Consider the following 18,652-nt stretch of genomic DNA (forward strand, 5'->3'; position numbering starts at 1 on the left):
CGCCATGGAGAAAATGGCGGCCTGAAAAACCCTAACTGGTGTCCAATATTACTTGACCAGTTCAGCCTGCTCGCGAATGCGGTAACTCACTCAACATCGACGTTGACTGGTCCGACGCTTTCGCAAGCAGGCTCGCTCCCACAAAAAACCATGTTCTGGCACATCAAATGTAACTTCTCGGCGTTCGCTATCCGCCAGGGTTGGGGCTAAGGTCAACCCAGCTTTGACTCAATGGATTGAGGGAACTGCGCCATGGAAGCACCCGTCTGCGTACGTTCGGCCACCCTGGCCGACACCGGCATCATCAACCGTATTGTCGAGCGCTCGATCCGCATCGGATGTGCACTCGATCACCGCAACCATCCACTTCTCGTCAGCGACTGGCTCAACCGTTCTCACGCCGATTTCATCAGTAGCCGGCTCGCCGACCCACATTTCTATCTCTGCGTCGCTTTGCTTGATGACAAACCGGTCGGTGTCGGTATGGCCCGGGTCAGTGGCGAAATCCTGCTGTGTTACGTCCAGCCTGAATCCTTCCGCCGAGGCGTCGGCCGGGCGCTGATGCAGAATGTCGAAGGCTGGTTGCGGGTTCGCGGTGTGCGCAATGCTCACCTCAACAGCACGCGCACCGCCGAGGGGTTCTATCGGCACCTGGGTTACCAACAGGCAGCGCCACCCGGTCTTTCCAACGGCTTGCAAACCGTGCCGCTGCGCAAACCTTTGTCCTCACCGGCCGGACAACTCGATCAAGGGTGTAAATCCGAACCGCGCTGAAGCGTTTCCAGAACAGGAAAACCTGCAAGTGCGCCCCGCGACCGGAACGCGCACCTGTCGGTGTGCTGTTCTGGTCACTATCCATAGCGAATTGAGGGGTCGAGAGATGTCAGTCGCCACCAGTCTTATCGAAGCGTCGTCGGCCCGGGTCGCCTCGGCGCCGGCGGAAACGTTGTTCGAATTCAACGAATCACCGTTGTTGGCGCGGCAGAGCCGGCAGGAGTCCAACGCGCGCAGTTACCCTCGGCGTATTCCCTTGGCGCTCAAGCGTGCCAAGGGCTTGTATGTCGAGGATGTTGAAGGACGTACATTCATCGACTGCCTGGCTGGAGCCGGCACGCTGGCGCTGGGGCATAACCACCCGGTGGTGATCGAGGCGATCCAGCAAGTGCTGGCCGATGAGTTGCCGCTGCACACCCTCGACCTGACTACGCCGGTCAAGGATCAATTCGTCCAGGACCTGTTCGGGCTGCTGCCGACAGAGCTGGCGGCGCAAGCGAAGATCCAGTTCTGCGGCCCGACCGGCACCGACGCCGTGGAAGCAGCGCTGAAACTGGTGCGCACCGCAACCGGGCGCAGCACCGTGCTGTCATTTTCCGGCGGTTATCACGGCATGAGTCAGGGGGCGTTGAGCCTGATGGGCAGCCTGGGGCCGAAAAAACCACTGGGTGCCTTGCTCAGCAACGGCGTGCAGTTCATGCCTTTTCCCTACGATTACCGTTGCCCGTTCGGTCTGGGCGGCGCAGCGGGCGTCAACGCCAATCTGAGTTATCTGGAAAGCCTGCTCAACGATCCCGAGGCCGGGGTGCAATTGCCGGCGGCGGTCATTGTCGAGGCGGTGCAGGGCGAGGGCGGCGTGATACCGGCGGACATCGAGTGGTTGCGCGGCTTGCGCCGGATTACCGAGAAGGCCGGTGTGGCGTTGATCGTTGATGAGATCCAGAGCGGTTTCGCCCGTACCGGCAAGATGTTTGCCTTTGAACACGCGGGTATCGTTCCGGATGTGGTTGTACTGTCCAAAGCCATCGGTGGCAGCCTGCCGTTGGCGGTGGTGGTGTACCGCGACTGGCTCGACACTTGGCAACCGGGCGCCCATGCCGGCACGTTCCGCGGCAATCAGATGGCCATGGCCGCCGGTTCAGCGGTGATGCGCTATCTGGTGGAGCACAAGGTTTGCGAGCACGCCGCCGCCATGGGTGATCGACTCAGCGAGCATCTGCGCATCCTGCAACGCGACTTCCCGCAACTGGGCGATATTCGTGGTCGCGGCCTGATGCTCGGCGTCGAACTTGTGGACCCGAACGGCGCGCCCGACGCGCTCGGTCATCCGCCAGCGTTTGCGCGTCTGGCGCCGCTGGTCCAGCGTGAATGCCTCAAGCGTGGCCTGATTCTGGAGCTGGGCGGTCGCCATGGCGCAGTGGTGCGCTTCCTGCCGCCGCTGGTGATCACTGCCGCGGAAATCGACCGGGTGGCCGAGATCTTCGGTCGCGCATTGGCCGCTGCCACCACCGCGCTGTAAATTTTTCCGCGCGGCGAACGTTCTTTCTACATACCCGGCTGCATTCCTTGTGCAGCCGACCTTACAACGATGGAGAACCAGCATGACGTCAGTATTCGACCGCGAGGACATCCTCTTTCAGGTCGTGGTCAACCACGAAGAGCAATACTCGATCTGGCCCGATTACAAAGCTGTGCCGCAAGGCTGGCGCACCGTGGGCAAGAGCGGCCTGAAAAAGGAATGCCTGGCCTATATCGAAGAAGTCTGGACCGACATGCGCCCGTTGAGCCTGCGCCAGAAGATGGATGCGCAAGTCCCGGCGCAATAAGCGACCGGACAAAAAGAACCCGCTGGACCAGTGATGGTCAGCGGGTTTTTCATGTCTGGAGAGTGACGTTGTGGGCGCAGGCCTCTTCGCGAGCAGGCTCGCTCCCACAATTGAAATGCGATCCCCTGTGGGAGCGAGCCTGCTCGCGAAGAACGATAACGCGGATTTACTGGAACTACGCTCCGCTCAACCCCTTGAGCAACAAATCCACATTCCCCTCCAGCTCCGCCAGCGGATCCGCCGCATCGGTACTCAACACCACCAGGCGGCTGCCGGATTCGGCAATCGCTGCTTTCACCGGCTCCGCGGGCTGGCGATGGTGCAGCACCACCGCCACGTCATTGTCCTTGAGCGTCGCTGTCAGCTTCTTCAACTCCTCTGGCGTCCACTCTGCATCAGGACGCGCGTCCTGTCCGGCCAGTTCAAGGTTGAGGCTGCCAATCAGATAGCCGAAGTGATCGCTCAGGCTCATCACGCTCAGGTTGTCCGCCTCGGCCAGACGCGCTTCGGTGTCCGCGCTGAGTTTCAGCAAACGCTGTTTCAACGCCGCCAGGTTGGCCTCGATCGCAGGCTTGGCGCTCGGCGCCAGGCGCACCAGCTCTGCGGCCATCACATCGGCCATGCGCCCCATGTTGTTGCTCGCCAGCCATGGCTGGCTGTTCAGGCCATCAACCTGCAGGCCCGGCTGCACGGCGATGCCGGGCAGGGCGCCGTCGACCGGGCGCGCAGCGTCGACTTCGACGATACGGATGTTGCTGCGCCGCGCGATCGGGTACAGCGGATCATCGGCCCACAGCGAACGCAGACCGATTACCGCGTCCGCGTCGGTGGCCAGTTTGCTCAGCGCCGGAGCGCCACGGCCGGTGAAATACGCGGTCTGGCGGCTGCCCGGCAGGTTGGCCGGCGCCGCGCGTTCGAGGTTGACGTTCGTGCCCTTGAGCAATGCCTCGCCCAATCCATAGGTGATCGGTAACGAGGCCAGAACGCGCAACGGTTTCGCAGTTTCAGCCGCCATCAACGGAGTGCAGACCACGCCACACAGGGCCATGGCCAGAGTCAGGTTACGCAATGAAAAAGCCATTTATCCAAGGTTCCCTTTCAGGCTGGGGACGACGCCGCGCGCAATGGCGGCGAGGGCGAAAGCGATGCCGGCGACCAGAATGATCGCGGCGCCGGACGGGATCGGCAGATCGAATACGATCGGCGCAAGAATCCCGCACAGGGTGCTGACGGTAGCGATCAGCACCGAGCACCAGAAAAACCCTTTCAGCGACTGACTGAGCAAGCGCGCCGCTGCCGCAGGAATCACCAGCAAGGCACCGACCAGAATCGCGCCAATCACCTTCACTGCCGCGACGGTGATCAAGGTCACCAGGATCACGAACAGGTAATCCAGGGTCTTCACCGCTACGCCACGCACCGCCGCCAGTTGCGGATTGAAACTGGCGAGCATGATGCGGTTGTACAGCGGCAGGGCGAGGGCCATGACCAGCGAACCGACGATGGCCAACACCGCCAGATCATTGCCGTTGACGGTCAACACCGAACCGAACAGCACGTTTTCCAGAATGTGCACGTTGATCTTGCCGGCGAGGATCAGCAGCAGGCTCGCGCCCAGTGCCAGCGACACCGAGAGAAACACGCCGATCAGCGTATCCGGTGCCAGTCCGGTGCGGTTGCGCAAGTAATTGAGCAGGATGCCGAACAGCAGGCAGTAGCCGAACAGGCTGCCGTAGGGGCCGGTGTAGGGTTCGCCGAGCAGAATGCCGATGGCGACACCGGTCAACGCGGCATGGCCGACTGCTTCGGAAAAGAACGCGAAGCGCTTGACCACCACCAGCGTGCCGAGCCCGCCCAGCACCGGGCCGATCAGCAGGCCGGCGAGCAGCGCATTGACCACAAAACCGTAGGCCAGCGCTTCTGGCAGATAACCGGAAGACGCCCAGCCCTGGACCATCAAACGAAAGGCTTCGTAACTCATCAGACCGCGCTCCGTGGATGGGTGGAAAACAGCGTCAGCAGACGTTCCGGAGTCAGCGCCTGTTGCGGTGTGGCATCGAACAGCACGCGGCGGTTGAGACCGGTTACCCGATCGGCCAGCCGACCCACCGCTTCCAGATCATGTTCGATCCACAACACCGTGATGCCCACCGCGCGCCAGTCAGTCAGCAGACGTTCGAACACCTGGATCCCGGCCTCATCGAGGGCCGACATCGGCTCGTCGAGCACCAGCAGTTGCGGCGCCGGAATCAAACCCTGCGCGAGCAGCACCCGCTGCCGCTCGCCGCCGGACAGCGCGCCCATGCGCCGCTTGCGCTTGTCCTGCATGCCGACCCGCTCCAGCGCTTCGCCGATGGCGCCGGCATAGTGTTTGCTCAAGCCGAGAAAGGCCGGACGGCGCTGACACATCGCCGCCATGAAATCGTCGACGGTCATCGGCAAGCCGCGATCGAACTCCAGCGCCTGCGGGACGTAACCAATGGTGCCGGGCTCGCCGGGCCAGTGCAGGCTGAGCTGGCCCTGATGCGGCATCTGCCCGAGCAGGGTCTTGATCAGCGAACTCTTGCCACCGCCGTTGGGGCCGACCAGCGCATGCACGCTGCCGGGCTGCACCTGGAAGCTGACCTTGTCGAGAATCGTCGTGCGCCCCAAGGTCAGGCTGATATCCGCAAACTCCAGCGCCGGCCCGTTTTTTCCCTGTGGGAGCGAGTCTGCTCGCGAATGCGAAGATGTTGGCTGATCCGGCGCCTTCGCGAGCAGGCTCGCTCCCACCGGGTTATTGGTGTTGTCAGGGATCAGGGTTTCTTTCGACGTCATGCCCCCGACTCCTGAATCGCCCGAACCACGGTGTTGAGGTTGCCGGTCATTTCCTTTTCGTACTTGTCGGCGGTGTATTCGCCGTACGAAATGTGCGACAGCGGGTACAGCTTCACCCCGGATTCGCGCTGGATGGTGTCGACGTAGCTGGACGGGAAATCCATCTCCGAGAAGATCACTTTGACGTCGAGTTCACGCAACTGGTCGATGGTCTTTTTCAGCTGACTCGGGCTTGGCTCGATGCCGTGGGCCGGCTCGACCACGGCCGTCACTTCCAGACCGAATTCGCGCAAAAGATAGTCATAAGCCGCATGCACTGTGGCCACGCGCAGTTCGGCGTTGGGTGCCTGGGTCAGTTTGGCCAAAGCGTCGGCGCGCATCTGCCGCAGGCGTTTGCCATAGGCGCGGGCGTTTTGCGTGTAGATCTTGGCGTTGTCCGGATCGATCTTGCCCAGCTCGCGGGCGATGTTGTTGACCTGGGCGATGGAGGCGCTGATCGACAGGAACGTGTGCGGATTGACCACTTTGCCGGCGCCGCGCGCAGCGACACCGGTGGCCGCCAGCAATGGCACGTTCTCGTTGGCTTCGATGGTTTTGACGTTGGGTGTTTCGCTGGCGGCGATCATCCGGTCGGCGAAGTCGTCATGACCGACGCCGTTGAGCACGATCACGTCCAGTCCGCTGATGCGCTTGATGTCTTCGGCGCGCGGTTCGTAGGCGTGCGGATTGAAGCCCGCAGGAATCAGCGGCACCACTTCGGCCTTGTCGCCGACTATGTTGGCGACGTAGCTGTAATACGGATGCAGAGTGATGCCGATACGCAGGCGTTTGCCTTGCTCGGCGCTGGCCAACGGGCTCAGCAGGCAGGCGCACAGGCCAAGCAGAAACAGGCTTAACAAGGAACGGCGAGGAGATGAAATGGACATGGGCAAGCAGTCTTCTCTCGGATAAAGGCGAGGAATCAATGGCGATGTTCGCGGGTAACCCCGGCATCGAATTGCGCGACGATCTGTTTCCAGCCAGCGGCGGACAGCGCGGCGTCAGACAGATCTTCAGCAGGCGCGGGATCGGCGCTGCGCTTGAGCCAGATGTCCGGCGCCGCGTTGGCGTCAGTGCCGACACGCATCAGAAATGAACCGGCGACATCAGGCGTCGCACTACGGCCGAAATAGGCGCGTTCGGCGAGCATCTGCCATGCGTGACCACCACGGCTGACTGAACTGGCGTCCTGCGCGAACGGCGCGAAACCTTCGTCAGCGAGCATTTGTGGCGTCGGCAGGGCTTGTTGCTCTTCGCGCAGCAAGCGGATTTCGTCGAGGGTTACCCGCAGGTCGGCATAGATGCCTTGCTCGGCGGCGCTGAGATCGCGGCGGGCGTCGTACTGGTTGCTGGCGACCGGCTCCGGTTCATGGGAAACCCCGCGCCACGCCACCACCGAGCCGGCGACCGCGAGGATCAGCAGGCACAACAGCAGCACATTGAGGGTTTCATGGCCGGCGCCGGCCGGGCGTACCACTTGCGTCGTCGGGCTACTCATGGGGCTTCGATATCCGCCTGGTCGATTTCCACAACGTGGCCGGGGCCGGCGTCGAACAGCACATAGAACTCGCTGCCGGGTTTCTTGAACGTCAGCGTTGAGTCGTCACCGAGTTTGCCCGGCACCAGAATGGTTTCGTCGTAGCCGATCACGTCGAGGGTCACCCCCGGCGCGCCGCTGCCGTCGGAAAAACCGCCGGTGCATTTGATCTGTTCGGCATCGATGGCTTTGCATTCGCACATCGGGTTGTGCGCCAGGGCGCTGGCGCTGAAACCGGCGCTCAGCAGCAGCGCGGCGCTGGCGAGCAAACGGGTCTGAAGGGGTGAGCGAGTCATGGTTTGGCTCCTTGTTTGTTCAGCCACGCAACCGTGGCGGGGGAGGCTTGGCTCAGGGGAATCGCGGCTTGGTGCATGCTGCCGTCCCAGCCTTCCATGGTGATCCACAGCTCGGCGTCAGGTTTGGTCTTTGCCGGGATCGGCATTTGCGTGCCCATGCGATAAGGCGTACCGAAGAAGATCGTGCCAGCGGCGCGCAGACTGCGCGGCTTGCCGATGCGCAGGTAAGTAGCCTTGACCTGTTCGACGCAGGTATCACAAACGGCGGCAGTGAAATCCTTCATATAGCCGGCCGGACCGCTCAGGTGCGGTGCCTCGTCGCGCAGTTCGGCCAGGCGCAGGCTCCACGGGCCGACCTGAACCGTGCCTATTTCCCGTTGGCCCAGGCCACTGTCGCCGCGAAACAGCGAGGCATCGGCAAAGTATTTCGGCATGAAGCCCAGCGGGATCAGCAACAGCAGGACATTGATGTGGAAACGCCACTTGTGCCAGAAACGCGACAGGCGCGAGGGCGGTGTGACCGAGATGGCTTTGTTCACAGGCTCGCCTCCGAAGGCTCACGGCGCAGCGCCGGTTGGGCGGTGACGCGGTTTTTCTTGTCCTCGCGTTTCAGCGCATTGGCGGTGGCCAACGCGGTGCGCTTGGTCCAGATCAGCAGGCCGCTGAGGATCATCATGCTCAGCAACAGACCGAAGAAGAACCAGATCAGTTTGATCCAGATGCCGCCGAAGTCGCCGGTGTGCAGCGGGCGCATGGATTCGGTGACGAATTCCAGCGAGGACCGATCGGACAACAACCGTGAGGAGGCCATTTCGCCGTTGTACGGGTTGAGAGTCGCGGTCTGATACATCAGCGGATACCAGCCACGGCCGCTGACGCTCATGTGCGAGTAGGCATTGCCCGGCAGGTTGACGTAGCTGGCTTCCAGGCCCGGAATCTTCTGCTGGGCGATTTCGATGGCGCGGTCCAGGCTGATACGCGGCGGCGGGGTGCCGGCGGCCGAGATCGGCACACTTTCGCGGGACATCGCCGGAATGATCGGTTCGCTGGAAATGGAAATCTGGTTATCGAACAGGATCGCCTTGATCAGGAACCAGATGCCGGTGATGGAAATCACCGCGATGAACCAGATCGACCAGATGCCGCACAGGCGATGAAAGTCGCCCCAGAAAATCCGCGCGCCGTGGCGCACGCGCAGTGTCGGGCGCAGGAAACCTTTCCAGAAGCGCTTGTACACCACCAGCCCGGTAATCAGCGACACCAGCATCGGCACGCCGAGCAGCGACACCAGATACCAGCCCCAGCTGTAGCCATTGGTGAACGGCACCAGCCACCAGCCATGCAGGGCGCGCGTGAACGCTTTGAAATCAAAGGCCGGCGCGGTGCCCTGGATGACCCCGGTGTACGGATTGACATAGACCGTCAACGAGCGCCCGTCGGGGTAGCTGACTTCGACGTCGAGGGCAAAGTGCGACTCGTCCGGGCGATTGATGCTCTGCACCAGGGTATGCGGCTCGGCCTGTTTGATCGCGGCGAGAATCTGGTCGTAGCTAAGTCGCGGCGCATCGTCCGACGGTTGACTGGCGCGCATTTGCGGGTTGGCCAGCCAGACAATCTCCTGGCTGACCACCGCCAGCGTGCCGGTGACACAGACGATCAGCACAAAGAACCAGATCGGCAACGCCAGCCAGCTATGCACCAGGAACCACAGTTTGGAACGGGATTTCTTCGACATGATTGCGCGTCTTGATTGCGGTGGAAGGGGCCGGGCTACGGGCTTCGCAGCACGGAACTCCCCGGGAGGCCGTTCGTGGCTTTTGCCTACGCGAACGGCCTGCATTCCTATAAGACGGATGAGCGAAGAAAATCCCGAAAGCGGATATGAAAGTAAATGTTTCGCAATTACATCGACAGCGTGTATTTAGCGGTCGGTTCCAACAACAAGTCCTCAGTTTTGGTTGAACATTTCCATCGCCCGCTGGCGAATCTGCTCTTCGCTCAGATCTTCCTTGTGCGTGGCGAGAAACCACAGATGGCCGAACGGATCTCTCAAGGTACCGCTGCGGTCACCGTAAAACTGGTCTTTGACCTCGGAGACGCTTTGCGCCCCGGCATCCAGTGCTTGTTGAAAGGACTGGTCGACATCGGTGACATACAGGTGCAAGCCGATCGACACCGCCTGCTGTGGATTGCTCAACGGCCCTTGGTCGCAAGGCGTGCCGAGCATGATCGCGCTGTCGCCGATGCGCAGCTCGGCGTGGCCGATGTTGCCGTCGGGCATGGTCAGGCGCATGACTTCGCTGGCATTGAAGGCTTTCTTGTAGAACTCGATGGCCTCGGCGGCCTGTTGGATGCCGAGATACGGGGTAATGCTGTGATACCCCTCGGGAATGGGTTTGACGCTCATGACGTTCTCCCTGTTTTTGTTTTCAACAGACGTGGTTACACCGGATTTACCCGGAGCAATCACTATAGAACCGTCCTTACTGCACAGGTTTTCCGCCGACGAGCAGCAATCATCACTCATCGCGAAAGTGCGGGCCTGGCCCTCGATCACCGAGCATGTCGCCTTTATTGCGCAATGGACACGCCTCCATCGACAAACAGCCACAGCCGATGCACCCGGTGAGCTGATCGCGCACCAGCGTCAATTGCCTGATTCGTTCATCGAGTTCGCGCTGCCATTGTTCAGATAGCGTTTTCCAGTCAGCTGCAGACGGCGCGCGATCCTGCGGCAGGATTTTCAGCGCTTCGCCGATTTCCGCCAACGGTATCCCCAGACGTTGCGCGACTTTGATCAACGCCACCCGGCGCAGGACGGCGCGCGGATAGCGGCGCTGGTTGCCGGCATTGCGTTCACTCTTGATCAAACCTTTGGCTTCATAAAAATGCAGCGCCGTGACCGCGACGCCACTGCGCGCCGCAACCTCACCCACGGTGAGAGGCTTGTGCACCTGCTCCTTGCTGATCATGCGGAAAATACTCTTGACCTTGACTTAACTAGAGGTTTTACCCTGCAGCTCTTCGGGTCGCAAGGCTCGCTTCAAGATGAGTGGGGCTTTCCATGAGCAATCGCAGCTTTACCCAATTGATCGAATTCGAAATCGAACCCCGCCAGCAAGCAGCGCTGGTCACGGCACTGGCGACGCAGACCGAGGGGCTGGCCCAGCGTTACGACGGGTTTCTCAGCGCCAGCGTGCAGGCCAGCGACGACGGCCGCCGCGTGCTGAGCTTTTTGCAATGGCAGAGCCGCGAAGCGGGGGAGGCGGCGTTTCGCAGTTTCGAAAGCGGCGAGGAGGATTTCTGGCAATTGATCCGTACCCATCGGGCGAAAAACGTGACCTTCAACTCGTTCCAGGTGCACAGCAGTATCGCCCGCAGCCACGACGACGCGCTGCACTGCCGTTTGCCGGTCAGCCAGTATTAGCGCAAAGCTGATAGCCACTATTGAGAGCGTTGATTTCTGCGCGAGCGAGCCGGGGCGTAGCCTTTCTCCATCGACCCCACATTGCTCGCCAGGACGCTCCCATGAACCGTTTACTGACTGTTTCGCTGATGCTCGCTGTTTCCGTACTCGCCGGTTGTGCCGGCCATGTTTCGCCCGAGCTGCGCCCTTACACCGCTGAAGAATCCCGCGAACTGGCGCTGGAAGCGCTGAACCGCAGCGGCTTGTCATTCGACGAATACCACGCGAAAAAAGCCCAATTGCTCGGCCAGCCGCAGAAGACTTTCGGCTTCGACCAACAGGGTGAGATGAGCGCCGAACGTGCCATACAGCTGCACGGTCGTCCGAGCTGAAAGCAAACTGTACTGCTTGAAGTTTTCCCTAACTGTCCGTGGGTTTGCCGGGCCGTGTGGGATAGGGTCAACAGCTGAACGACCCTGGATGGACTGCCTCGATGAACCTCTCGCTTGATCTGCTGTTGGGCTTTGCCCTGTTTGCCCTTGTCACCTCTATCACACCGGGGCCGAACAACACCATGTTGCTGGCGTCCGGAGTGAATTTCGGTTTCAACCGCACCATTCCGCACATGCTCGGCATCAGCTGCGGCTTCTTCCTGTTGGTGGTAGCGGTGGGCTTCGGCCTTGGCGCGGTGTTTCAGGCCTATCCGATTCTGTATACGGTGCTGCGTTATGTCGGCGCGGCGTATTTGTTGTATCTGGCGTGGAAAATCGCCCACTCCGGCCCGGTCGGCGACAGTGCCCACGGCGAGGCGAAACCGATCAGCTATCTGGGCGCCGCGGCGTTCCAATGGGTCAATCCCAAGGCGTGGATCATGGCCATCGGTGCCATCAGCACGTACACGCCGATGCAGGGTTACTTCTATAACGTTGTGATCATAGCGGCTGTGTTCGCCATCATCAATCTGCCCAGTGTCGGCCTGTGGGCGGCGTGCGGCACGCTGTTGCGCAATGTGCTGAAAGATCCGCGCTGGTTGCGCGTGTTCAATTGGGGCATGGCGGCGCTGTTGGTGATCTCGCTGTATCCGTTACTTCTCGAAAGCTTTCACTGACGCATTGCTTCAATCGCCGGCCCGATGCCTGTTAAGCTCGGTTTCAGGAGCGTTCCTACGCACTTTTAAATGAAGCCCTACTTCTTTAACGGCATCCGATCAGGTATTGATGACGCTCTCGAACCCATGCACAGCTCACGAGGCTGTGCATTGTCGTTTGCAGACACGAGCCTCCTGATCCCGGAACACGCTCTGCGAGTCCTTTATGAACACACGTCCGTTGTATTTCGATTACGCCGCCACCACCCCGGTGGACGAGCGGGTCATCCAGGTGATGATCGAATGTCTGGGTTTTCACGGTAACTTTGGTAACCCGGCGTCCAGCTCCCACGCTTTCGGCCAGCAGGCCCGGCAGACGGTCGAGCAGGCGCGCCGGCAAGTTGCCGATCTGGTCGGCGCGCAGCCTGAGCAGATTGTCTGGACCTCCGGGGCCACCGAATCCAACAACCTCGCCCTCAAAGGCGTCGCTCAGGCCCGTGGCATTCCCGGCGGCCATATCATTACCAGTAAGATCGAACACAAGGCCATTCTCGACACCGCGCGGCAATTGCAGGACTCGGGCATTGCCGTGACCTATCTGGTGCCGGACGCCCAAGGCTTGATCACGCCGCAAGCGGTCAGCGAAGCGATGCGTGACGACACCTTTCTGGTCTCGCTGATGCTGGTCAACAACGAGTTGGGCACGGTCAACGATGTCGAGGCGATTGGCGAAGTGGTGGGCAGTCGGCAGGCGTTGTTTCATGTTGATGCGGCGCAAGGCGCGGGCAAAGTCGCGATCGAGCTGAGCCGCTGGCCGGTGGATCTGATGTCGTTTTCCGCACACAAACTCTACGGCCCCAAGGGCATCGGCGCCTTGTATGTCGGCCCGCAGGCGCAGCAACGCTTGCAGGCACAGATCCACGGCGGCGGTCATGAAGGTGGCCTGCGCTCCGGAACCCTGGCGACTCATCAGATTGCCGGGATGGGCGCTGCTTTCGCTTTGGCCGCCGACGCATTCGATGAAGAGAAAAAATCCATCATCGCTTTGCGCGAACGCTTGCTCGAACAGCTTTTGAAGTTGCCCGGCGTGCGCCTCAATGGCAGTGCCTCGCAACGTATTCCGCACACCCTGAGCCTGACCTTCAGCGAGGGCGAGTTCAACAGCGCCGCATTGAGCCATTCGATCGCGTTTTCCGCGACGTCGGCGTGTAATTCCGCAAGTAATGCGCCGTCCCACGTGCTGCTCGCGCTCGGGCACGATGCGCGGCTGGCGGGGCGCACCATTCGCTTGAGCCTCGGGCGGTTTACCACCGTCGAGGATGTCGACAAGGCCGTTGACCTGATCACAACCGCCTGCGCCAGTGCCCCGGCATTCTGGGCGACAGGGCTCTAAACAGCAGACGCTTTCCATGGCCGCGAAGGCTACGAACAATAACGATGACGCGATTAGCAGGAGACATGATGAGTTCCCACACCTTGACCGAAGGATCGGTGCCTCAGCGCCTGGCGCATACCCGTGAACTGATGCGCCGCGAAGGCATCCATGCGCTGCTGGTGCCGTCCGCCGACCCGCATCTTTCGGAATACCTGCCAGGTTACTGGCAGGGCCGGCAATGGCTGTCGGGTTTCCACGGTTCGGTCGGTACGCTGATCGTCACTGCTGATTTCGCCGGCGTGTGGGCCGACAGTCGTTACTGGGAACAGGCGACGAAAGAGCTCAACGGCAGCGGCATCGAACTGGTCAAGCTGCAACCGGGGCAACCGAGCCCGCTGGACTGGCTGGCGGAGCAAACCCCCGAGGGCGGCGTGGTTGCGGTGGATGGCGCGGTAATGGCGGTGGCTTCGGCGCGCACGCTGAGCAGCAAACTTGAAGTACGCGGCGCTCGCCTGCGCACCGATACCGACCTGTTGGAGGAAGTCTGGCGTGATCGCCCGAGCCTGCCGAACGCGCCGATCTATCAGCATCTGCCGCCGCAAGCGACCGTCAGCCGTGGCGAGAAACTGGCGAAACTGCGCGAAACCTTGCAAGAGCGTGGCGCCGATTGGCATTTCATCGCCACCCTCGACGACATCGCTTGGCTGTTCAACCTGCGTGGCGGTGATGTTTCGTTCAATCCGGTGTTTGTTTCGTTCGCCTTGATCAATCAGCAGCAAGCCACGCTGTTCGTGGCGCTGAGCAAGGTCGATGCCGATCTGCGCGCCGTGCTCGAGCAGAATGGCGTGACGCTGCGTGACTACAGCGAAGTGGCCGATGCATTGCGTGCGGTGCCGAGTGGCGAGAGCCTGCTGGTCGACCCGGCACGAGTGACCACAGGTTTGCTGGATCATCTGGACAGTGGCGTGAAACTGGTCGAGGGCCTCAACCCGACCACGCTGGCCAAATCGCAGAAAAGCGAGGCCGACGCTCAGCACATCCGTAAAGCCATGGAGCAGGATGGCGCGGCGTTGTGCGAATTCTTTGCCTGGCTGGAATCGGCATGGGGGCGCGAGCGCATCACCGAACTGACCATCGACGAGAAACTTACCGCTGCCCGTGAACGTCGCCCCGATTATGTTTCGCTGAGCTTCAACACCATTGCCGCATTCAACGCCAATGGCGCGATGCCGCACTATCACGCTACCGAAGAAGAGCATGCGGTGATCGAGGGTGATGGTCTGTTGCTCATCGACTCCGGTGGCCAATACCTTGGCGGTACCACAGACATCACGCGCATGGTCCCGGTGGGTACGCCGACGCAGGAGCAGAAACAGGACTGCACGCGCGTGTTGAAAGGCGTGATTGCGCTGTCGCGGGCACGATTCCCGAAAGGCATCCTGTCGCCGCTGCTCGACGCCATCGCTCGTGCGCCGATCTGGGCTGACAACGTCGACTACGGTCACGGCACCGGTCATGGCGTTGGCTATTTCCTCAACGTTCACGAAGGTCCGCAAGTGATCGCTTATCAAGCGGCACCGGCACCGCAGACGGCGATGCAGCCGGGGATGATTACCTCGATCGAACCCGGCACTTATCGCCCGGGCCGCTGGGGCGTGCGCATCGAGAACCTGGCGATGAATCGCGAGGCCGGCAGCAGCGAATTCGGCGACTTCCTCAAGTTCGAAACCCTGACGCTGTGCCCGATCGATACCCGCTGCCTGATTGCCGACCTGCTGACTCAGGAAGAAAAGCAGTGGCTCAATGCTTATCACAGTGAAGTACGCGAGCGTCTGAGTCCGTTGCTGGATGGCGCGGCGCTGAGCTGGCTGAACGAGCGCACTGTGGCCATTTGATCGATTTACCCAAGGCACCGCTCGCGATGCCTTGGGGCTCGGCTTCAATCCTGGCGCAATGCCTCTTCTACGAAGTCGAGTCGATCCTGACCGAAGAACAGCTGATCGCCGATGAACATGCTGGGGGCACCGAAGACGCCGCGCTTGATGGCGGCTTCGGTGTTTTCCTTGAGTGCGGCTTTTACTGATTCATCATTGGTCAGCGCCATTATCTCTTGGGGGTCGAAGCCGTTTTCAGTCAACACGGCGGCAATGGCTTGCGGATCGTTGAGGTTACGGCCTTCAACCCAAAGCGCCCTGAACAGGCAATCGACGAATTCGGCGAAACGCTGCGGCTGGCGCATCTGCATGCCAGTGACGGCACGCATCAATATCAGCGTGTTGATTGGAAAGTGCGGATTGAATCTGAGCTGTACGCCGTAGCGTTTGGCGAAGCGATCGAGGTCCTGAAACATGTAGCGGCCCTTGGCCGGAATCATTGCCGGCGAAGCGTTGCCGGTGGCTTTGAACACGCCACCCAACAGCATCGGGATGTAGATCAGTTCGCTCTGGGTATCGGCGCAGATTTTCGCTAGCTGGGTGTGCGCCAGATAGGTGGTGGGGCTGCCGAGGTCGAAATAGAATTCCACGGTTTTCGTCATGATCAAATCGCTCTCTTATTGTTGTAATGAAGGGGGGGGAGGGCTTACCAGCGTTCGTTCCATGGGCGCAGGTCCAGCTCGAAGGTCCACGCATCCCGTGGCTGACTGTGCAGATACCAATAGTTTTCGGCGATGTGCTCTGGATCGAGAATGCCGTCCTGATCCTTGGTCGCGTATTTCTCGGGAAAGCTGTTGCGGATGAAGTCGGTATCGATCGCACCATCAACCACGACGTGTGCGACATGAATGTTCATCGGCCCCAACTCTCTCGCCATGCTTTGCGCCAGTGCGCGGATGCCGTGTTTGGCTCCGGCGAAAGCGGCAAATCCAGAAGCACCGCGCAGCCCGGCCGTGGCACCAGTGAACAGAATCGTGCCGCGCTGCCGAGTGACCATGCGCTTGGCCACTTCACGGGCATTGAGAAAACCGGAGAAGCAGGCCATCTCCCAGATCTTGAAATATTTGCGCGCGGTTTCTTCGAGAATGCTGCAAGGCACGTTGGCGCCGATGTTGAAGACAAAGGCCTCGATCGGGCCGACGCGGGTTTCGATGTCTTCGATCAAGGCGATGACGTCATCTTCCTTGCGCGCATCGCAGGCGAAACCATGGGCCTCACCGCCATCAGCGATGATTGCGTCAACCAGAGGCTGCAATTTGTCGGCGCTGCGGCGGGTCACGCAGGCTATAAACCCCTCACTGGCAAAGCGCTTGGCAATTGCCCCGCCGGTGGCATCACCGGCCCCGACAACCAACACGACCTTCTTGTTATTCATGGGTGAATCCCGTTTGGTTAACGATCGTTTAGTTAACGAACGTTATGCTAGGATTCGAGCAGCGTCAAGGCGATCTACTTCAGGAGATGACATGCGTTATTCGGCCGGACACAAATCGGAAACCCGCGAACGATTGCTGCAAAGCAGCGCGCTGTCGGCAAAGAAATCGGGGTTTTCCACGGTGGGCGTGGATGGCCTGATGAAAGCCATCGGTTTGAGTGGCGCCGCGTTCTACAGCCACTTTTCATCCAAGGATGCGTTGTTCGCTGCCATCGTCGAGCGAGAGTTGAGTGAAAGTCTTGAGCGCCTTGGTGGTCAGGGCGGTACAGATCGGCAGCGGCTGGAGCGTTGTCTGAAGCAGTACCTGAGCATGGCCCACGTCGAGCAACCTGAGATCGGTTGCGCGCTGCCGACATTGGGCGCGGAGATTGCCCGTGCCGATGTACAGGTGCGTGAGCAGGCTGAAGAATGGATCTGCCGCCTTCAGCAGGGCTGGGCCGAGATACTGGAAAGCGAGAGTCTGGCCTGGTCGGTGCTGTCGCAATGCGTGGGTGCATTGGTGGTCGCGCGGATGCTGGCAACACCAGACGTGCAGCGTACGGTGTTGCGCTCGAGTCACGAGGAAATTACACGTCAGCTCGCTTTGCCGCGAGCCGAGTAGTTATTTGCAGATGACGATCATGCTGCGGCTGGTATAACCGGCGGGGTTCAAGCCGAACGGATAATCGCCAGGTTCTTCGACGGTGTCCCCGGATTTGGCGATCACCTTGTAACCCTTGGGGGCGCAGGAGTTGGCGGCGCTGGTGTAGCACTTGTCCCATGAGGATGAAAGTCCGGAACAGTTGATGTGCAGCCCCTTCTTGCCGCGTTTGACCTGGGTTTCCGAGGTCGCTGCGCAACTCGCGATCGCCAGCAGGGCGATCAATAGCAAAATTCGTTTCATTACCATCCTTAATAGCGGCCACGAGTCTGGTGCTCGGGTCTGCCTGTATTCGCTCGCGTTTGCAGCGTTGTGCCGTCCTTTGCAAAAAAATCCATGCCTGGCGATGGGTTACGAAGCTAAACATGGCCTAAATGAGCGCCAATTACCAGACCCCACTTTCTATTACGCTTCAGTCGGCAGCGACAGCAGGCTTTGCTCCGCTGCCCATGGTCATGGTTGCGCCCACTGACGCCAGAATAATGCACAGGATGGCCAGCCATTGTGACAATGAAAGGTATTCCTGGAGAAAAAGCAGACCTGATAGTGCTCCGAAGGCCGGTTCGATACTCATGAGCGTGCCGAAGGTGCGCGCGGGCATTCGCGTCAGGGCGACCATCTCCAGGGTATAGGGAAGGGCGGTGGACAGAATGGCGACGCCGATAGCGATCGGAATCAGCGATGGTGTAAGCAGCGCAGCGCCGGCATGAACGATTCCGATCGGCGCCACGAACAGCGCGGCGATCATCACGCCGAGGGCTGCCGTCGTCACCCCGTTGTCGGCGCCGGCCTTTTGCCCGAACAGAATGTACAGCGCCCAGCACACTCCGGCGCCCAGCGCATAACCCGCTCCGACCAAATCAATGCCGGCAGTGGTTGCCCCGGTAGGTATCAATAGAAGCAAGCCGGCCGCAGCAAGCGCAATCCATACAAAATCGATGGCGCGGCGAGAGGCATATATAGCTACAGCCAGAGGGCCGGTGAATTCCAGCGCAACGGCGATGCCCAGCGGCACTGTGCGCAGCGACATATAAAAGAGGAAGTTCATTCCACCCAATGCCATTCCGTAGACGATCACGGTACGAAGAGACTTGGCGGTCAGCTTTGCACGCCATGGGCGCAGTATCAGCAGCATGATCACGCTGGCAAAGATCAAGCGAAGAGTGGTTGTTCCTTGTGCGCCGATAATGGGGAACATGCTTTTGGCCAGAGAAGCGCCCGACTGGATGGACGCCATGGCTATCATGAGCAGGCAAACCGGAAACAATGTGGAAGCAAGGGAGCGAGGTTGATCATTCATTGCGCGGCAGCATCCAAGGCAAAAACACAGTATTGTTGTGGTAGTGGGCAATATACTGCGCATTGGATGGGGGCGCGTCTATATATAGAAAGCGTTTTTGCTGATTTGAAAGAAAAGCGAAATTAACGGTTGACGGCAGATTCCAGAGGTCTATAATTCGCCCCACTTCCGGCGCAGTCGAAACGG

General features: G+C 60.4%; 25 protein-coding genes. 10 read left to right on the forward strand and 15 right to left on the reverse strand.

Annotated features, from left to right (window positions below):
• The 4 genes from AC0IXA_RS26885 to AC0IXA_RS26900 form a co-directional block, all read left to right on the forward strand.
• Positions 1-210, forward strand: a 210-nt coding sequence (locus tag AC0IXA_RS26885; RefSeq protein ID WP_471814845.1) for a hypothetical protein, incomplete at its 5' end; no start/stop codon positions are given.
• 42 nt (positions 211-252) lie between these two features.
• On the forward strand, positions 253-774 hold the full coding sequence (locus AC0IXA_RS26890; protein ID WP_346622316.1) for a GNAT family N-acetyltransferase: 522 nt from the start codon (positions 253-255) through the stop codon (positions 772-774).
• A 106-nt stretch (positions 775-880) separates the two neighbouring features.
• Positions 881-2,293, forward strand: a complete 1,413-nt coding sequence (locus AC0IXA_RS26895) for a diaminobutyrate--2-oxoglutarate transaminase (RefSeq protein WP_471814846.1) — start codon at positions 881-883, stop codon at positions 2,291-2,293.
• Between the two features lie 82 nt (positions 2,294-2,375).
• The gene (locus AC0IXA_RS26900) at positions 2,376-2,600 is read left to right on the forward strand and encodes an MbtH family protein (protein WP_137216173.1); all 225 of its coding nucleotides are present in this window, start codon (positions 2,376-2,378) and stop codon (positions 2,598-2,600) included.
• A 175-nt stretch (positions 2,601-2,775) separates the two neighbouring features.
• Here AC0IXA_RS26900 and AC0IXA_RS26905 read toward each other — a convergent pair whose 3' ends face one another.
• The 10 genes from AC0IXA_RS26905 to soxR form a co-directional block, all read right to left on the reverse strand.
• Positions 2,776-3,681, reverse strand: coding sequence for a metal ABC transporter substrate-binding protein (locus tag AC0IXA_RS26905; protein ID WP_471814847.1), 906 nt, complete (start codon positions 3,679-3,681; stop codon positions 2,776-2,778).
• Positions 3,682-4,581 (reverse strand): metal ABC transporter permease, encoded by a 900-nt coding sequence (locus AC0IXA_RS26910; protein WP_007917717.1) that lies wholly within the window; start codon positions 4,579-4,581, stop codon positions 3,682-3,684. It abuts the gene before it with no gap.
• Positions 4,581-5,417, reverse strand: a complete 837-nt coding sequence (locus tag AC0IXA_RS26915; RefSeq protein ID WP_471814848.1) for a metal ABC transporter ATP-binding protein — start codon at positions 5,415-5,417, stop codon at positions 4,581-4,583. Before AC0IXA_RS26915 ends, AC0IXA_RS26910 begins: the two co-directional genes overlap by 1 nt.
• Entirely contained in the window at positions 5,414-6,343 is a 930-nt protein-coding gene (locus AC0IXA_RS26920) for a metal ABC transporter substrate-binding protein (RefSeq protein ID WP_460154431.1), read from the reverse strand. Before AC0IXA_RS26920 ends, AC0IXA_RS26915 begins: the two co-directional genes overlap by 4 nt.
• A gap of 35 nt (positions 6,344-6,378) precedes the next feature.
• A complete protein-coding gene (locus tag AC0IXA_RS26925) occupies positions 6,379-6,954 on the reverse strand; it encodes a DUF6162 family protein (RefSeq protein ID WP_073472510.1) in 576 nt (191 codons plus the stop codon).
• Positions 6,951-7,289, reverse strand: coding sequence for a hypothetical protein (locus AC0IXA_RS26930; protein WP_016770802.1), 339 nt, complete (start codon positions 7,287-7,289; stop codon positions 6,951-6,953). The genes AC0IXA_RS26925 and AC0IXA_RS26930 overlap by 4 nt, the downstream gene beginning before the upstream one ends.
• A complete protein-coding gene (locus AC0IXA_RS26935) occupies positions 7,286-7,828 on the reverse strand; it encodes a hypothetical protein (protein WP_016770801.1) in 543 nt (180 codons plus the stop codon). Before AC0IXA_RS26935 ends, AC0IXA_RS26930 begins: the two co-directional genes overlap by 4 nt.
• Positions 7,825-9,024 (reverse strand): PepSY domain-containing protein, encoded by a 1,200-nt coding sequence (locus tag AC0IXA_RS26940; RefSeq protein ID WP_122507476.1) that lies wholly within the window; start codon positions 9,022-9,024, stop codon positions 7,825-7,827. Before AC0IXA_RS26940 ends, AC0IXA_RS26935 begins: the two co-directional genes overlap by 4 nt.
• Before the next feature lie 213 nt (positions 9,025-9,237).
• Positions 9,238-9,696: a VOC family protein gene (locus AC0IXA_RS26945; RefSeq protein ID WP_122507475.1), complete on the reverse strand. Its 459-nt coding sequence runs from the start codon at positions 9,694-9,696 to the stop codon at positions 9,238-9,240.
• A gap of 112 nt (positions 9,697-9,808) precedes the next feature.
• A complete protein-coding gene (gene soxR, locus AC0IXA_RS26950; RefSeq protein WP_341639415.1) occupies positions 9,809-10,261 on the reverse strand; it encodes a redox-sensitive transcriptional activator SoxR in 453 nt (150 codons plus the stop codon).
• 92 nt (positions 10,262-10,353) lie between these two features.
• Here soxR and AC0IXA_RS26955 point away from each other — a divergent pair, with 92 nt between their 5' ends.
• The 5 genes from AC0IXA_RS26955 to AC0IXA_RS26975 all read left to right on the forward strand — a co-directional run bounded on the left by AC0IXA_RS26955 (position 10,354) and on the right by AC0IXA_RS26975 (position 15,052).
• Positions 10,354-10,716: an antibiotic biosynthesis monooxygenase gene (locus AC0IXA_RS26955; RefSeq protein WP_263217394.1), complete on the forward strand. Its 363-nt coding sequence runs from the start codon at positions 10,354-10,356 to the stop codon at positions 10,714-10,716.
• Between the two features lie 101 nt (positions 10,717-10,817).
• On the forward strand, positions 10,818-11,087 hold the full coding sequence (locus AC0IXA_RS26960; protein ID WP_016770723.1) for a hypothetical protein: 270 nt from the start codon (positions 10,818-10,820) through the stop codon (positions 11,085-11,087).
• A 101-nt stretch (positions 11,088-11,188) separates the two neighbouring features.
• Positions 11,189-11,803: a LysE family translocator gene (locus AC0IXA_RS26965; protein ID WP_024013660.1), complete on the forward strand. Its 615-nt coding sequence runs from the start codon at positions 11,189-11,191 to the stop codon at positions 11,801-11,803.
• A 205-nt stretch (positions 11,804-12,008) separates the two neighbouring features.
• Positions 12,009-13,175: an aminotransferase class V-fold PLP-dependent enzyme gene (locus tag AC0IXA_RS26970; protein WP_471814849.1), complete on the forward strand. Its 1,167-nt coding sequence runs from the start codon at positions 12,009-12,011 to the stop codon at positions 13,173-13,175.
• 68 nt (positions 13,176-13,243) lie between these two features.
• On the forward strand, positions 13,244-15,052 hold the full coding sequence (locus AC0IXA_RS26975) for an aminopeptidase P family protein (RefSeq protein WP_341639417.1): 1,809 nt from the start codon (positions 13,244-13,246) through the stop codon (positions 15,050-15,052).
• Between the two features lie 44 nt (positions 15,053-15,096).
• Here AC0IXA_RS26975 and AC0IXA_RS26980 read toward each other — a convergent pair whose 3' ends face one another.
• Together AC0IXA_RS26980 and AC0IXA_RS26985 are read right to left on the reverse strand one after the other, a co-directional pair.
• The gene (locus AC0IXA_RS26980; protein WP_471814850.1) at positions 15,097-15,693 is read right to left on the reverse strand and encodes a 2-hydroxychromene-2-carboxylate isomerase; all 597 of its coding nucleotides are present in this window, start codon (positions 15,691-15,693) and stop codon (positions 15,097-15,099) included.
• Positions 15,694-15,737: 44 nt separating this feature from the next.
• Positions 15,738-16,466, reverse strand: coding sequence for an SDR family oxidoreductase (locus AC0IXA_RS26985; RefSeq protein ID WP_336353808.1), 729 nt, complete (start codon positions 16,464-16,466; stop codon positions 15,738-15,740).
• 91 nt (positions 16,467-16,557) lie between these two features.
• On the opposite strand from AC0IXA_RS26985, the gene AC0IXA_RS26990 reads away from it, so the two are divergent.
• Positions 16,558-17,127 carry a TetR/AcrR family transcriptional regulator gene (locus tag AC0IXA_RS26990; protein ID WP_471814851.1) on the forward strand — a complete coding sequence of 190 codons (570 nt, stop codon included), beginning with the start codon at positions 16,558-16,560 and terminating at the stop codon, positions 17,125-17,127.
• Here the strand turns inward: AC0IXA_RS26990 and AC0IXA_RS26995 are convergent, their stop codons facing one another.
• The 3 genes from AC0IXA_RS26995 to AC0IXA_RS27005 form a co-directional block, all read right to left on the reverse strand.
• Complete coding sequence (locus tag AC0IXA_RS26995; RefSeq protein WP_016770791.1) at positions 17,128-17,409, reverse strand: hypothetical protein; 282 nt, start codon at positions 17,407-17,409, stop codon at positions 17,128-17,130. It abuts the gene before it with no gap.
• A gap of 169 nt (positions 17,410-17,578) precedes the next feature.
• Positions 17,579-18,466, reverse strand: coding sequence for a threonine/homoserine exporter RhtA (gene rhtA, locus AC0IXA_RS27000; RefSeq protein WP_016770790.1), 888 nt, complete (start codon positions 18,464-18,466; stop codon positions 17,579-17,581).
• Positions 18,459-18,652: hypothetical protein (locus AC0IXA_RS27005; RefSeq protein ID WP_471814852.1), on the reverse strand; the 194-nt coding region annotated here is incomplete at its 5' end. The genes AC0IXA_RS27005 and rhtA, both read right to left, overlap by 8 nt.

It is taken from the genome of Pseudomonas sp. AC083, assembly GCF_979253165.1.